Origin of the sequence: Pseudomonas sp. IT-93MI4 (assembly GCF_949767635.1) — a bacterium.
GTDB classification, from domain to species: domain Bacteria; phylum Pseudomonadota; class Gammaproteobacteria; order Pseudomonadales; family Pseudomonadaceae; genus Aquipseudomonas; species Aquipseudomonas putida_A.
On the sequence record NZ_CATKPP010000055.1, the window covers coordinates 355591 to 370346 of the forward strand.

Consider the following 14756-nt stretch of genomic DNA (forward strand, 5'->3'; position numbering starts at 1 on the left):
CCCTGCGGCTGCGGCGGTTATACTTCGCAGCATTTAGCCATCACCGCGTTCCACAAAGGTTGCCTCAATGTCCATGCGTAACGATGCCAACGACGATTTCGACGATGTACCGAGCCTGCGGGCCGACACCTTTGACGACGATGACATTCCGCCCTCCGCCCGCACCTCGGTGCACTCGCGCACGCCGCCGGTGGTCAAGGTCAAGGCCGCGAGTACCGGGCCGCTGTGGGCACTGGTCGGCGCGCTGTTCTTCGCCTTCATCGGTCTGGCCTGGTGGAGCTTCCAGCAGATTTCGCTGATGGAGCAGCAATTGGTCGCGACCCAGGAAAGCTTTGCACGCATCAGCGAGGAAGCGGCAGGGCGCCTGCAGGACATTTCCGGCAAGGTCGTCGCCAGCCAGAGCAACGTCAACAGCGACAGCGAAGCCTTGAAGCTGCAGATCAAACAGCTGGAAACCCAGTTGCTGGATCAGAGCAAACAGCAGCAAGGCGTGGTCGGTCAGACCAGTGATCTGGACAAGCGTCTGGCGCAGATGACCGCGCAGACCACCGAACAACAGAACGCCAATACCCAGTTGCAGGCTCAGGTCAAAGCCTTGAGCGCCGAACTGGCGACCCTGAAGAGCGCCCCGGCCGACACCGGCAAGGTCGATGCGCAGCTCAAGAGTTATGACGCGCAGCTGAAAAGCCTCGGCGCTGATATCACCGCGCTGAAAAAGCAAGGCAATCCGAGCGCGGCGATCGAGCGTCTGGAGCAGGAAATCGTCGTTCTCAAGAGTGAGCAGGACAACCGCCCGGCCGCTGCGCAGGGTGGGGGCAATACCGCCGAGTTCGATGCGTTCCGCGGGCAGATGACCCGCAACCTCAACACCCTGCAGGCGCAGATTCAGAACCTGCAGCAGCAGATCAATGCCCGGCCATAGGGCCTGATGAACTGTAGCCAGGGACCTTTGTGGTGAGGGGATTCATCCCCGATGGGGCTGCGCAGCAGCTCCCAAACCATCAGCTCGGTGTGTCAGAAAATATGTGTTCTCTCCATCAGGGCTGCTGCGCAGCCCATCGGGGATAAATCCCCTCGCTACAGGATTCGGCGCTCCGTCCGACCCCAAGCCGTCTACGCTCTTGAAACACCAACAAGAACGAGGGATGCGTTATGGGGTTTTTGCATAAAGTGGCGTGGCTCGGGGTGATGCTTTTTGTGGGGGCGGGGCAGGTCAACGCCGCCACTACACAAAAGGACGACAGCAAGGCTGCCATCGCTTTGCTGGAAAAGGCGCTGGCTTATTACCACGACAATGGCGACAAGGCCTTCGCCGCGTTCAGCCGTCAGGGCGAGTTCGTCGACAAGGATCGCTACGTGTTCGTGGTCGACACCAAAGGCGTGATGCTCGCCAGCGGCGGGCCGTCCTCAGCTTTGATCGGCCGTGACGTCAGCGAAGTGCTTGCGCCGGATTTGCAGAAAGCCTTCAAGGACGCCTTGCTGGTGCCGGAAGGCAACGGCATTCAACAGGCCGAATACCGCTGGCAGAACTGGGCGGACGGCAAGGTCGAGCGCAAACATGTTTATTACCAGCGCATCGGTCAGCGCATTCTGGCCGTCGGTTATTACCTGCCGCGTGCTTTAGCCGAGCAGGCCAAGGCACTTCTCGACAAGGCTGCAACCGATCTGGGAAAAAACGAGAAGGGCACCCTGACGGCCATCAACTCGCTCAAGGGCGGGTATCTGCAGGATGACCTGTACGTGTTCGTGGTCGATCTGGACACCCAACGCTACGTTGCCCACGGCACCAACCTGCGCTTGATCAACACCGATTTCAGCAAGATCAAGGACCCGGAAGGCAAACCGGTGGGCGAGCCGATTCTGGCGCTGATCGCCAAACAGGATGACGGTGAATACGAATACCGCTGGAAAAACCCGGTGACCGGCAAGGTCGAGGACAAGCATGCCTACCTGAAGAAGGTCGGGCATTTCCTGGTGGCGGTGGGTTACTACAGCCCCTGATTGAAACATTCGCTACTGTGGGAGGGGGCTTGCTCCCGAAAGCGGTGGATCAGCCAACACCTTTGTTGAATGACATACCGCTTTCGGGAGCAAGCCCCCTCCCACAGGGTTTTAAGGTGTTGCTGTTATTTGGCGCCATGCTCGCGCCCGCGCAGCAGGTTGTTCGGCATCGCAATCGCGGCCGCCAGCCCCAGCAATGACACCGCCGTACTCACCCACAGCAGATGCCGGAACGTCACCGAAAGTTCGGCGCGCAAGGCGTTCTGCGCATCGCCCGGTGCGGCGTTCAAACCGTCGAGCAGCACGTTGCCCGAATGCCCTTCGCTGAGCAGCGAGTTGCTCGCCAGATGGGCGAAACTCGAATCCTGCAACAACGCCAGCAACAGCGCCGACATCAACGCCACACCCACTGCGCCGCCCAGCGAGCGGAACAGGTTGGTGGTGCTGGTGGCGACGCCGATGTCGCGTTGCTCCACCGAGTTCTGCGTACCCACCAGTGAAGTCGGGAACTGCATGCCGCCGGCAATCCCGCTGAGCAGCATGAACAGGCTGCTGACCAGCGTCGCATCGGGTGGGCTGAACGCCATGCCGAGAATCGAGATCGGCATCAACAGTGCGCCGGTCAGAATCTGTGGTTTGTAGCGTCCGGTCACCGAAGTACGGCGTCCGGCGAAATAAGCGCCGATCGGCAGCCCCATTGCCAGCGGCAGCAAGTGCAGCGCCGCCGCATCGGCCCCGGCACCGGTGACGCTCTGGAAGCGCAGCGGCATCAACACGATCAGCGAAATCGCCTGAAAACTGGTGAAGAAAATCGTGCACCAGCACAGCAACGCGTTGCGGTTGGTGAACAAGTGCATCGGCAGCAGCGGCTCACGCGCCCGGCGTTCATGCCACACGAACACCGCCAGCACCAGCACCGCGCAGGCGAACAAACCGAGCACTTCACTGCTGCGCCACGAATGACCCTGACCGACCTGAGTGATGGCCAGCAGCAGGGCGGTCAAACCGATGATCATCAACAGCGTGCCGAGGTAGTCGATGATCGGTTTGCGCTGCGGAATCGGCAGCCCGCGCAGATTGCGATTGGCAACCCACCAGGCGCCCAGCCCCAGTGGCAGATTGATCAGAAACACCCAGCGCCACGACAGGTATTCGGTCATGTAGCCGCCGAGCACTGGCCCGGCGACGCTGGCCACCGCGTACATGCTGCTGAAATAACCCTGATAACGCCCGCGTTCGCGCGGCGGGACGATGTCGCCGATGATTGCCTGACTGACCGAAATCATTCCGCCGGCACCGATGCCCTGGAGAATCCGCGCCAGCACCAGTTGTTCCATGCTTTGCGCCATGCCGCAAAACAGCGAGGCGAGGGTGAACAGGCCCATGCCGAACAGCATCAGTTTGCGTCGCCCGTACAAATCGCCGAGTTTGCCGTAGATCGGCACCGCCACGGTCATTGCCACCATGTACCCGGAAATCACCCAGGCCAGCAGGCTGACGTCCTTGAACTGTGCGGAGATGGCGGGCATCGAGACGGCGACGATGGTCTGGTCCAGCGCGCCGAGAAAAATCGCCATCATCAACGCGACCAGCACGCTGCGAATGGCTGGTTTGGGCGTTTCAGGGTGATTGAGATTGGTCACGGGCGAGCCTGCGGGCAGTGATGGACCCGCACGGCCATTGCGCGCGGGTGGATGCTCGCCAGTGTAAGTCGGTAGCAGGCTATTCGATAGCCTCGTACGGAAGTCCGACGTAATTTTCTGCAATGGTTTTTCGACCCGCTTCGGAACTGACAAAGTATTCCAGTTCCGAGGCGCTGATCCGTTGGCTGAAATCATCATGCTCGTCGAAGCGGTGCAGCATCGAGGTCATCCACCAGGAGAAACGTTCGGCTTTCCATACCCGGCGCAGGCAGATCTCCGAGTATTTCTCCAGCAGATCGGTGCGCCCTTCGCGATAAACCTTCAGCAGAATGTTGAACAGCGTACTGACATCGCTGGCGGCCAGATTCAAGCCCTTTGCGCCGGTGGGCGGCACAATGTGCGCGGCATCGCCGAGCAGAAACATCCGCCCGTACTGCATCGGCTCGACGACAAAACTGCGCAGCGGCGCGATGCTTTTTTCAATCGACGGGCCAGTCACCAGTTTTTCGGCAAGCGCGGCGGGCAGACGGGTTTTCAGTTCAGCCCAAAAGCGCTCGTCGGACCAGTCGGCGACGTTCTCCTCGGCCGGCACTTGCAGGTAATAACGGGTACGGGTGGCCGAGCGCATGCTGCACAGGGCGAAGCCGCGTTCGTGCCGGGCGTAGACCAGCTCTTCGTGCACTGGCGGGGTATCGGCGAGAATCCCCAGCCAGCCGAACGGATAGACCCGCTCGAAGATCTTCAGGCAGGCCTCGGGAATCGACTGCCGGGCCACGCCGTGAAAACCATCGCAACCGGCGATGTAATCGCAATCGACGCGCCAGGTTTCGCCATCCTTTTCGAAGGTGACAAAGGCCTCGTCGCTTTTCATGCCGTGAGGAACGACATGGCTCACTTCATAAAACGACAGTGCGCCAGCCTCCCGACGAGCGGCCATCAGGTCGCGCGTGACTTCGGTCTGACCGTAAACCATGACGGTTTTGCCGCCGGTCAAAGCCTGCAGATCGATGTGTGCCAGACGCCCATCCAGTGCCAGATCGAAGCCGGCGTGCACCAGCCCTTCGGCATCCATGCGCGCGCCTACGCCGGCCTGGCGCAACAGCTCTACCATGCCTTGTTCAAGCACGCCGGCGCGAATTCGTCCGAGGACATAGTCGGGTGTCTGGCGTTCGAGAATCAGGGTGTCGATGCCGGCGTTGTGCAGCAACTGACCGAGGAGCAATCCGGACGGACCGGCGCCAATGATGGCGACTTGGGTTTTCAGCGTTTTCATTGTTTTTATGACTCGCAAGCTTCACGCGACAGGCGCCGGTGAATGATTTTTATGGATCGAGTGCTTGCATTTTTCCCTTGCGGGTCTGTCAATTGAAGGTGAAAACTGAGCCGATACCTGTACATTTTGCCAATCGGTGCGATTATCGCCCGCAACCTCGAGGCCTGGATTGAAGTGATGAACAAGCCTGACCTGCCTTCGATTCCGGTGTTCAAGCTCTACGGTGAAAGCCTGGACTGGCCGACCCCTGACTTGCTGCACTGTGAAACCATTTCCAAACGCAGCCGCGAACATCAATGGGAAATCAAACCCCACCGCCACGCCGATTTGTGCCAGTTGCTCTTCGTCTTCAAAGGTCAGGCAGAGCTTGAAATCGAAGGTCAACGCACGCAGCTCAACCAACCCGCGATTCAAGTCCTGCCACCGTTGTCGGTGCATGGCTTTCGCTTTTCCGAGGACGTCGAAGGATTTGTCGTCACCCTCGCTAATCCGCTGATCAATCACCTGCAGGCGCAACTGGGCAGTTCGGTGCACGCACTGGCCCAGGCCGAGCACTACCCGGCGGGCAAGGACGCGGAGTACCTGAACAGTCTGTTTTCAGCGTTGCAGGCCGAGTACAACGGCCATCAACCCGCGCGGGAAATGCTCATGCATTCGCTGGTCAGCGTGATCATGGTCTGGGTCAGCCGTCAGGCGCTCGTGCGCCATAACGCCAGCCAGCGGCCGCAACGCCAGCGCGAATACCTCAACGGGTTCATTCAATTGGTGGAGGAGACGTACCGCCAGCATGTGAAGGTCGAAGACCTCGCCCATCGTCTGGGGATTTCGGTATCACACCTCAACGGCACCTGCCGCGAACTGGCAGGGCAGCCAGCGCTGCAGATCATGCACGAACGCCAGTTACTGGAAGCCAAACGTTTGCTGACCTACACCAGCATGACCATTTATGAGATGTCGGAGTTGTTGGGGTTTTCCGATCCGACCAACTTCACGCGCCTGTTCCGGCGCAGGGTGGGCATTTCGCCAAAGGCGTTTCGTGACCGGCTGAAGGCCGATCAGTGATCCTGTAAACCTGGCGATATCCTGTGGGAGGGGGCTTGCTCCCGAAAGCGGTGTATCAGTGTGCATCAATGCGGAATGGCACACCGCATTCGCGAGCAGGCTCGCTCCCACAGGATTGCATGCCAGCTCAGGTCATTAGCGCAATGCGTTAAGCGTCGCATTGTGCGGAATACAGCGCTCGAAATTGCAGCTGGCGTATTCGCGCGGCAGTTGTCGCAGTTGCTCGACCCGCCAGGCCGCAGTGCCGTACAGCGCCAGCGTGGCGGCGCAGGTGATGAAAATCGCGAAGTACCTTCTTGTTCTGATGTTCATGGCGTAGACCTCTGAACGCATACCCTGCGGTATTACTTTCAGCATAGGTCAGCGGCATAGAGTTGCCAGCCACAAACCCGGCCTATGTGACATCCCCCCTGTGGGAGCGGGCTTGCTCGCGAAGGCGTGGTGTCAGTCGATGACGATCCAGACTGATACACCGCCTTCGCGAGCAAGCCCGCTCCCACAGGGGCATCGGATTTACAGGCCCATATCCCATTCGGGATTTTCCGGGAATCGTTCGACGAGAAAATCCAGCATGCTGCGCAACGCCGCCGGCATATGCTTGCGTGAGGCGTACACCGCGTAGATGTTCATCTGCCGTGGCTCGGCACCCGGCAGCAGGCGCACCAGTTCACCGGCATGCACATGCACCCCGGCCTGATAGGTCGGCAGCATCGCCACGCCCGCACCGGCCAGGGTTGCGCGCAGCAGGGTGCTGGCCTCGTTGGCGCTGATGTTGCCCTGCACCGGCACCGACACGGGCTCGCCGTCCTCCTCGAAATGCCACAGGCTCTTGCCGAAGTAGGAGTGGGTGAGGCAGTTGTGTCGGCTCAGGTCCTCGACCCGTTGCGGTGGCGGGTTGTCGCGCAAATAAGCCGGTGCGGCGCAGACCACCGAGCGGCACACGGTCAGGCGCCGGGCGATCAGGTTCGGATCGAGGTCATTGCTGGTGCGGATCGCCAGATCGATGCGCTCATCCACCAGATTCACCGTGCGGTCGAGCATCTGCAGGTCGATGCTGACCCCGGGATAGCGTTTGACGTACGCCGCCATCGCATCGGCCAGTTGCGCCTGACCGAACGAGGTACTGACGCTGATGCGCAGCAGCCCGCGCGGTGCCTCGTCGGGTTCGCTGACGGCGGCCTGCATGTCGGTCGAGAGTTCGAGCATCTGCCGGCAGCGCGGCAGGATTTCACTGCCGGCGGCGGTCAGGCTCAATTTGCGCGTGGTGCGGTGCATCAGGCGCGCGCCGACCCAGTCTTCCAGCTCCGCCAGATAACGCGACACCACTGGCCGTGACAGGTCCAGATGATCGGCCGCCGCCGACTGGCTGCCCAGATCCACCACTGTGACAAACACGCGCATTGCTTGAAGACGATCCATGATTTGCCCGCTTTCAGAAACAAACTATGTCCAAGCATCGCATTTTTTGTACCGAGTCAGGCAACTAAGCTCTGTCCCATCGCCAAACACGGCATTCGGATCACGGAGCAACAGATGATCGGCTTCACTACCCTCAAGCGCGTTTTGCTGGCCACCGCCACCCTCGGTTTCGCGGCCCACGCCGCTGCCGCCAACCTGACTCTGGACGTTTACAACCCGGGCACCCACGCGATTTTCCCGGTGACTTCGGTGCTGGTCAGCGGCGAGAAAGACGCGATTCTGGTCGATGCACAATTCGGCAAGGCCCAGGCCGAGCAGGTGGTGGAAAAGATCCGCGCCAGCGGCAAGCACCTGACCACCATTTACATCAGCCACGGTGACCCGGATTACTACTTCGGCCTCGACACCCTGACCCAGGCCTTCCCCGACGCCGAAGTGCTGGCCTCGCAGCCGACCGTCGATCACATCAACAAAACCGTCGCCGGCAAACTTGCCTTCTGGGGCCCGAAAATGGGCGGCGACGTACCGGCCAAAACCATCGTGCCGGGCGTGCTCAAGGGCGATAGCCTGATGCTCGAAGGGCAGAAGTTGCAGGTGGTCGGTCTTGAAGGCAAACAACCGGATCGCAGCTTCGTGTGGATTCCGTCGCTCAAGGCCGTGGTCGGTGGCGTTGTGGTCGCCGAGAATATTCATGTGTGGATGGCCGATACCCAGACCGCGCAATCCCACGCCGACTGGCTGCAAACCCTGCACTCGATCGAAACCCTGAAGCCGAAAACCGTGGTGCCGGGTCACTACCTGGGCGAGAGCAGCCGCTCGCTGGCCAGCGTGAAATTCACCGCCGACTACATTAAGGCTTTCGACGAAGAAACCGCCAAGGCCAAGGATTCCGCCGCACTGATCAAGGCCATGCACAAGCGCTACCCGAAACTCGGCGAAGAAAGCTCGCTGGAACTGAGCGCCAAAGTCGCCAAGGGCGAGATGAAGTGGTAAGCCGATTCTGAAAACGCAGCACTCTCAAGCCAACTGGAGAATGTCATGAGCAAGATCGCAATCATTGGTGCCACCGGCCGTGCCGGTAGCCAACTGCTGGAAGAAGCCCTGCGTCGCGGCCATAGCGTCACCGCCATCGCCCGTGATACCTCGAAGATCGGCGCGCGTGCCGGTGTGGTCAGCAAGAATGTCGATGTGCTGGATTCGGCGGCGCTGCAAGCCGCAGTCGCCGGTCACGACGTGGTGATCAGCGCCGCGCACTTCGCCACGGTACCGGCCAGTGCTCTGGTCGGCCCGGTGAAGCAGGCGGGCGTGAAGCGTCTGCTGGTGGTCGGCGGTGCCGGTTCGCTGTTGCTGCCGGACGACACCCGAGTGATCGACAGTGCGGGTTTCCCCGCCGAGTACAAAACCGAGGCCAGCGCTGGCGCGGCGTTTCTTGATGCCTTGCGTCAGGAGAAGGATCTGGACTGGACTTTCCTCTCGCCATCGGCAGAGTTCGTCGAAGGTGAGCGCACCGGCACCTTCCGCGTTGGCAAGGATCATTTGCTGTTCAGTGCTGAAGGTCGCAGCTGGATCACCTTCGCCGATTACGCGATTGCGCTGATTGACGAAGTGGAAACGCCGAAGCATTCGCGTCAGCGGTTTACGGTCGGGTATTAAGCTACGACGCAGACCCAATGTGGGAGCGGGCTTGCTCGCGAATGCAGTGTGTCAGTCACTTAAAATGTCGCTGACACTCCGCTTTCGCGAGCAAGCCCGCTCCCACAGGGGGATCTGTGTACTTCAGCGGGTATGCGCCTGTTCCACCAGCCAGATCATCAACTCTTCCAGCTGCGGCGACGCCTCGCCGCCCTGCGGCATCACCACGTAGTAGCCCAGCCCCGTTTTCACCTTCAGCTCAAACGGCATCACCAGCCGCCCCGCGCGCAGGTCATCGCCGATCAGCGACCAGTCGCCAATCGCCACACCCGTCCCATGCGACGCCATCGACATCGCCTGATCCAGCGTCTCGAAATGCTGCCCCATGTTGACGTTGTTCAACTGCAATTCGGCGGCGGTCAGCCACACCGACCAGTCTTGTGTATCGCGGGTCGGATGCAGCAGCAGATGCTGTTGCAGGTCGGCCGGTTCGCTCAGCGCCGGTGGGCCTTTCAATAATGCTGGCGAGCAGACCGGTGTCAGTTGTTCATCAAACAGGTGCAGGGCAGTCGAGGAGTTGTCCGGCGGGGTGCCGTAGATCACCGCCGCATCGAATTGCTCGCGCTGGAAGTCGACGCCATGGGCCAGTGTAGTGGTCAGTTTGACCGGCACGTCCGGGCGTTCCTTTTGCCATTGCAGCAGGCGCGGCACCAGCCAGCGCATCACGCAGCTGGGCGCCTTGAGTTGCAGGGTTTGCCGCTTGCGACCGATCTGCTCGGTGGCCTCGCTGATCAGGCCGAAGATCTTTTCCACCCGTGGCAGCCATTCGCGTCCTTCGGCGGTCAGTTCCAGGCCTCGGGCCAGACGGATGAACAACTCATACCCCAGATGAGCTTCCAGCCCGGCAATCTGCCGGCTCACCGCGCCCTGAGTGATGTGCAACTGCTCGGCCGCCCGGGTGAAGTTGCAGCACTGCGCAGTAATCAGAAACGTGTGCAGGGCGGGCAGGGGAGGCAGTCGTTTCATGTGGATCCAAGGTATGACGTGAGGACATGGCTAGTATGACTTTTAATCGATTGTTGCCGCTACCTGCCGCCCGTTCAATGAGCCCATTCAAGGGGCCCTTTGTAGGAGTGAGCCTGCTCGCGATAGCGGTGTGTCAGTCACCGTAATGTTGAATGTGAAGACGCCATCGCGAGCAGGCTCACTCCTACACAAAGGCCTTGTGTCTCAAACGAACAAGAAGGGCAATCGACATGGCGACGTGTGGCGAAGTACTGGTCAAGTTACTCGAGGATTACGGGGTCGAGCAGGTGTTCGGCATTCCCGGGGTGCACACCGTGGAACTGTATCGCGGGCTGGCCCGTTCGAGCATTAACCACGTCACTCCACGGCACGAGCAGGGCGCCGGATTCATGGCTGACGGCTATGCGCGCACCAGCGGCAAACCGGGTGTGTGCTTCATCATCACCGGCCCGGGCATGACCAACATCACCACCGCGATGGGCCAGGCCTACGCCGACTCGATCCCGATGCTGGTGATCTCCAGCGTGCAGACCCGCAGCCAGTTGGGTGGCGGTCGCGGCAAACTCCATGAGTTGCCGAACCAGAGTGCGCTGGTCGGCGGCGTCGCGGCGTTCTCCCACACGCTGATGTCGGCGGCGGAATTGCCCGGCGTGCTGGCCCGTGCTTTCGCACTGTTTCAGGCCGGGCGTCCGCGTCCGGTGCACATCGAGATTCCGCTGGATGTTTTGGTAGAAGAGGCTGATGAGCTGCTCGCCAGCGTTCCGGTGCACATCGACCGCGCCGGGGCTGCACCGGCTGCAGTACGGCGCATGACTGAGTTGCTGGCCGGCGCTCGGCGTCCGCTGATTCTCGCCGGTGGCGGTGCCATCGATGCCGCCGCCGAACTGACTGAGCTGGCCGAGCTGCTCGACGCCCCGGTGGCGCTGACCATCAACGCCAAAGGCATGTTGCCGTCCAGCCATCCGCTGCTGATCGGCTCGACGCAAAGCCTGGTCGCCACTCGCGCACTGGTGGCCGATGCCGACGTGGTGCTGGCGATCGGCACCGAACTGGCCGAAACCGATTACGACGTGACCTTCGCCGGCGGATTTGAAATCCCCGGCAAGTTGCTGCGCATCGACATCGATGCCGATCAGACCGTGCGCAACTATCCGCCGCACGTGGCGTTGGTCGCCGACTCGCGCAACGCCGCGCAAGCGCTGCTCGGCGCACTGTCGCAGCAGGCGCTGGCCGAGCGGCGTAACGATTGGGGCCAGGTGCGGGCCGCGCGTCTGCGCGATGAGCTGGCCGCGACCTGGGACGTGCCAACCCTGGCCCAGACCCGTTTTCTGGAAACCGTACTGCACGAGTTGCCGGACGCAGTATTCGTCGGCGACTCCACGCAACCGGTGTACACCGGCAACCTCACGTTCAACCCGGAACGTCCACGGCGCTGGTTCAACTCGTCCACTGGTTACGGCACCCTCGGTTATGCCCTGCCGGCGGCTATTGGCGCGTGGCTCGGTGGCGGCATTGAGGGTGGCGCTCGTCCGCCAGTGGTGTGCCTGATCGGCGACGGCGGCTTGCAGTTCACCTTGCCGGAACTGGCCAGTGCGGTTGAAGCGCGCACCCCGGTGATCGTGCTGCTGTGGAATAACCAGGGTTACGAAGAGATCAAGAAATACATGGTCAACCGCGCCATCGAGCCGGTCGGCGTCGACATCTACACCCCGGATTTCATCGGTGTGGCCAAGGCCCTGGGCTGCGCCGCCGAAGCGATCAGTTCGGTTGAACAGCTGCGCGGCGCGCTGCGTGCCGCCACCGATCGTCAGGGCCCGACCCTGATCGAAATCGACCAGAGCCAATGGATGCAGGCGGTGGCCCGATGATCAATTTTCCAACCACACTCGATGGCCTGTACATCAACGGTCAATGGTCGGCCGGGCGTGAGCATCTGAGGGTGATCAATCCGGCGACCGAAGCGCTGCTGACCACGGTCAATGGCGGCGATGAAAGCGCGGTTGATCTGGCCGTCAGCGCCGCCACTGAAACGTTCAAGCGCTGGTCGAAAACCACTGGCGCCGAGCGTGGCGCGATTCTGCGCAACATCGCCAACGGCGTGCGCAACGGTCGTGACCACTTGATGAAGTTGCAGTCGAGCAACAACGGCAAACCGCAATTCGAAGCGGCGATCGACGTCGATGATGTGATCGCCACTTTCGAGTATTACGCCGAATTGGCCGAAGGCCTCGACGCACAACTCGACAGCAACGTGGCGCTGCCCAGCGATGACTTCAGCGCGCGTCTGCGTCGTGAACCGTGCGGTGTGGTCGGGCTGATCGTGCCGTGGAATTTCCCGATGGTCACCACAGCGTGGAAGCTCGCCCCGGCCTTGGCCGCCGGTTGCTGCGTGGTGCTCAAACCGTCGGAAGTCACGCCGCTGCCGGAGCTGGAACTGGCGGCGATCATCGCTGAATCCGGTCTGCCCAACGGTGTGTTCAACCTGGTCTGCGGCACCGGTCTGGCGGTCGGTGCGCCGCTGTCGGCGGATCCGCGTATCGCCAAGATTTCCTTCACCGGCAGCAACGCCGTCGGTGTGCAAGTAATGCAGCGCGCCGCCGAAACGGTGAAGGGCGTGAGCCTGGAACTGGGCGGCAAATCTTCGCTGCTGGTGCTTGAAGATGCCGATTTGGAACTGGCGGTGGAACTGGCCTGCGGCGGCGGTTTCTTCAACGCCGGGCAGATGTGCTCGGCCACCAGCCGGGTGCTGGTCGCCGATGAGCTGGCCGATGAATTTCTTGAGCGTCTGCAAAAGCGCGCGCAAGCGATTCGCGTGGCCGATCCGTTCGACCCGGACGTGGAGATGGGCGCGCTGGTCAATCAGGCGCAATACCAGCGCGTGCTCGGTCACATCGACCGTGGCTTGAGCGCTGGCGCCAAGCTGGTGTGCGGCGGCAATCGTCCGGCGCATCTGCCACGCGGTTATTTTTTGCAGCCAACGGTGTTCACCGACGTGCCCCTCGACAGTGCGTTGTGGTGTGAAGAGATTTTCGGCCCGGTGCTCTGCGTGCGCAGTTTCAGCAGCGAAGCCGAGGCGATTGCCCTGGCCAACGACAGCCAGTTCGGGCTGGTCGCCAGTGTGGTGACGCGTAACGCCGAGACCGCCGACCGCGTCGCCAACGCCCTGCAGGCGGGGCTTGTATGGCTCAACGCGCCGCAAGTGATCTTCCCGCAGACGGCGTGGGGCGGCTATAAGCAGAGCAGCATCGGCCGCGAATTGGGGCCGTGGGGCCTGGCTGCGTTTCAGGAAATCAAACACGTGATCCGGGCGCTCTGAGCGCCCGAAAAAGGTGAGCGCATGCCTCGCAACGAGGCATGCGTCGGTGTCATGGCTTCGATGAGTTTTTATCGATAGTCAGGTGTATTGCACGACCTCAGGATGAACCCGTCGGCAGCGCTGCAGGCCTTTGAATACAAGGCCTGCAGCGGATCCGGCCGCGCGGATGCAACGGTTGCGACCAACCTCATACTTAAAAGAACAAAGGGAGTCCTTCATGGGCGAGCATGATCTGAACAGGCGTCAATTCATTAAAACCGTCGGCGTCGCCTCGGTAGCGGCGGCGGCCCTGAGCATGCCCTTCATCCGGGCCAGCGCCAGCGACACGCGGTTCGCCGGCAAGACTCTGCGTTTGCTGACCTGGTCGGATGACACCGGCCTCGCCGCACTGCGCAACATTGCCGCCACCTTCGAGGCCAAGACCGGCGCCAAGGTCATCGCCGACCGCACCGGCAGCACCTCGGAAATGGTCGCCAAACTCAAGGCCGGCGGTGACCGTCCGCAGTACGACATCATCACCCTGGCCGGGGTCGGCGCTGAAGGTCTGGCCGCTGCCGGGCTGCTGGAAAAACCCGACCTCAACCGCATTCCAAACCTCATCGACGTACCGGAAAAATACCGCACCGGCGCCAACGGGCACGGCATCGGTTACCTGCTGTGGTGCAACAGTCTGGTCTACAGCACCCGCACCCTCAAACAGGCACCGGACAGCTACGCCGCGTTGTGGGACGCCGATCTGGCGCCGAACATTTTCCTGCCGCCGCCGAACTGGACCGAGGCGATGGACCTGATCATCATCGCCGCGAAACTGGCCGGCGGTGACGAACACAACATCGAGCCGGGCTTCAAGAAACTCGCCGAGCTGAAGGATCGCGTGGTCACCCTCGGCGAGAACCCGAACCAGATCGCCGAGCTGTTCCGCACCGGTTCCCTGGACATGGGCGGCTTGTACGCCCCGGCATTTTTCCCCAAGCAGATCCGCGATCCGAACTATGGCCTCGGTGCCACGTTCGGCATGAAGGAAGGTTTCTACACCGACCTGATGCTCTCGGTGATGCCGAAGAACCGTCCGGGCGACACCGACCTGGCCTACGCCTTCATCGACCACTCTCTCGACCCGCTGGTGCAGGGCAAGATGGCCGAAGACATCTTCAACGGCCCGGTCAACGCCAAGGCGATCATCTCCGCCGAAGCGCGCAAGAGTCCGTACATCCTCACGCCGGAGCAGATTGCCGAGAAGGCGATCATGCACGACAACGCCTTCCTGGCGACCGTGCATGACCAATGGATTCGTCGCTATACGGAAATTTTTTCTTCCTGACGCCGGCCTCCCGAACACCACGGGCCCCCTGTGGGAGCGAGTCCTGTGGTGAGGGGATTTATC

At 61.5% G+C, this 14756-nt stretch carries 13 protein-coding genes; 8 read left to right on the forward strand and 5 right to left on the reverse strand.

The annotated features are described in order from the left end of the window. Positions 1-67: 67 nt before the first annotated feature. Positions 68-922: an ATPase gene (locus tag ACM6I7_RS22570; RefSeq protein ID WP_414889318.1), complete on the forward strand. Its 855-nt coding sequence runs from the start codon at positions 68-70 to the stop codon at positions 920-922. A 230-nt stretch (positions 923-1152) separates the two neighbouring features. Then, a complete protein-coding gene (locus ACM6I7_RS22575; RefSeq protein WP_414889319.1) occupies positions 1153-2001 on the forward strand; it encodes a cache domain-containing protein in 849 nt (282 codons plus the stop codon). Positions 2002-2126: 125 nt separating this feature from the next. Here ACM6I7_RS22575 and ACM6I7_RS22580 read toward each other — a convergent pair whose 3' ends face one another. Next, on the reverse strand, positions 2127-3644 hold the full coding sequence (locus ACM6I7_RS22580; protein WP_098965330.1) for an MDR family MFS transporter: 1518 nt from the start codon (positions 3642-3644) through the stop codon (positions 2127-2129). A gap of 79 nt (positions 3645-3723) precedes the next feature. Then, positions 3724-4917 (reverse strand): 4-hydroxybenzoate 3-monooxygenase, encoded by a 1194-nt coding sequence (gene pobA / locus ACM6I7_RS22585; protein ID WP_414889320.1) that lies wholly within the window; start codon positions 4915-4917, stop codon positions 3724-3726. 177 nt (positions 4918-5094) lie between these two features. Between pobA and ACM6I7_RS22590 the strand changes: the two genes are divergently transcribed. Next, a complete protein-coding gene (locus ACM6I7_RS22590) occupies positions 5095-5979 on the forward strand; it encodes a helix-turn-helix domain-containing protein (protein WP_139054289.1) in 885 nt (294 codons plus the stop codon). Between the two features lie 135 nt (positions 5980-6114). Here the strand turns inward: ACM6I7_RS22590 and ACM6I7_RS22595 are convergent, their stop codons facing one another. Then, the gene (locus ACM6I7_RS22595) at positions 6115-6291 is read right to left on the reverse strand and encodes a hypothetical protein (RefSeq protein ID WP_007964044.1); all 177 of its coding nucleotides are present in this window, start codon (positions 6289-6291) and stop codon (positions 6115-6117) included. A 201-nt stretch (positions 6292-6492) separates the two neighbouring features. Continuing rightward, entirely contained in the window at positions 6493-7398 is a 906-nt protein-coding gene (locus ACM6I7_RS22600; RefSeq protein WP_209318218.1) for a LysR family transcriptional regulator, read from the reverse strand. A gap of 114 nt (positions 7399-7512) precedes the next feature. Between ACM6I7_RS22600 and ACM6I7_RS22605 the strand changes: the two genes are divergently transcribed. Both ACM6I7_RS22605 and ACM6I7_RS22610 read left to right on the forward strand, forming a co-directional pair. Then, the gene (locus ACM6I7_RS22605; protein ID WP_096795117.1) at positions 7513-8391 is read left to right on the forward strand and encodes an MBL fold metallo-hydrolase; all 879 of its coding nucleotides are present in this window, start codon (positions 7513-7515) and stop codon (positions 8389-8391) included. Positions 8392-8436: 45 nt separating this feature from the next. Then, entirely contained in the window at positions 8437-9051 is a 615-nt protein-coding gene (locus ACM6I7_RS22610) for an NAD(P)-dependent oxidoreductase (protein WP_414889321.1), read from the forward strand. 123 nt (positions 9052-9174) lie between these two features. On the opposite strand, the gene ACM6I7_RS22615 is transcribed toward ACM6I7_RS22610, so the two are convergent. Continuing rightward, entirely contained in the window at positions 9175-10056 is an 882-nt protein-coding gene (locus ACM6I7_RS22615; RefSeq protein WP_414889322.1) for a LysR substrate-binding domain-containing protein, read from the reverse strand. A 230-nt stretch (positions 10057-10286) separates the two neighbouring features. On the opposite strand from ACM6I7_RS22615, the gene ACM6I7_RS22620 reads away from it, so the two are divergent. The 3 genes from ACM6I7_RS22620 (at position 10287) to ACM6I7_RS22630 (ending at position 14693) form a co-directional block, all read left to right on the forward strand. After that, positions 10287-11924 carry a 5-guanidino-2-oxopentanoate decarboxylase gene (locus tag ACM6I7_RS22620; RefSeq protein WP_414889323.1) on the forward strand — a complete coding sequence of 546 codons (1638 nt, stop codon included), beginning with the start codon at positions 10287-10289 and terminating at the stop codon, positions 11922-11924. Further along, positions 11921-13372 carry an aldehyde dehydrogenase family protein gene (locus ACM6I7_RS22625; protein ID WP_414889324.1) on the forward strand — a complete coding sequence of 484 codons (1452 nt, stop codon included), beginning with the start codon at positions 11921-11923 and terminating at the stop codon, positions 13370-13372. Before ACM6I7_RS22620 ends, ACM6I7_RS22625 begins: the two co-directional genes overlap by 4 nt. A gap of 217 nt (positions 13373-13589) precedes the next feature. Next, on the forward strand, positions 13590-14693 hold the full coding sequence (locus tag ACM6I7_RS22630; RefSeq protein WP_027612490.1) for an ABC transporter substrate-binding protein: 1104 nt from the start codon (positions 13590-13592) through the stop codon (positions 14691-14693). Positions 14694-14756: the final 63 nt, after the last annotated feature.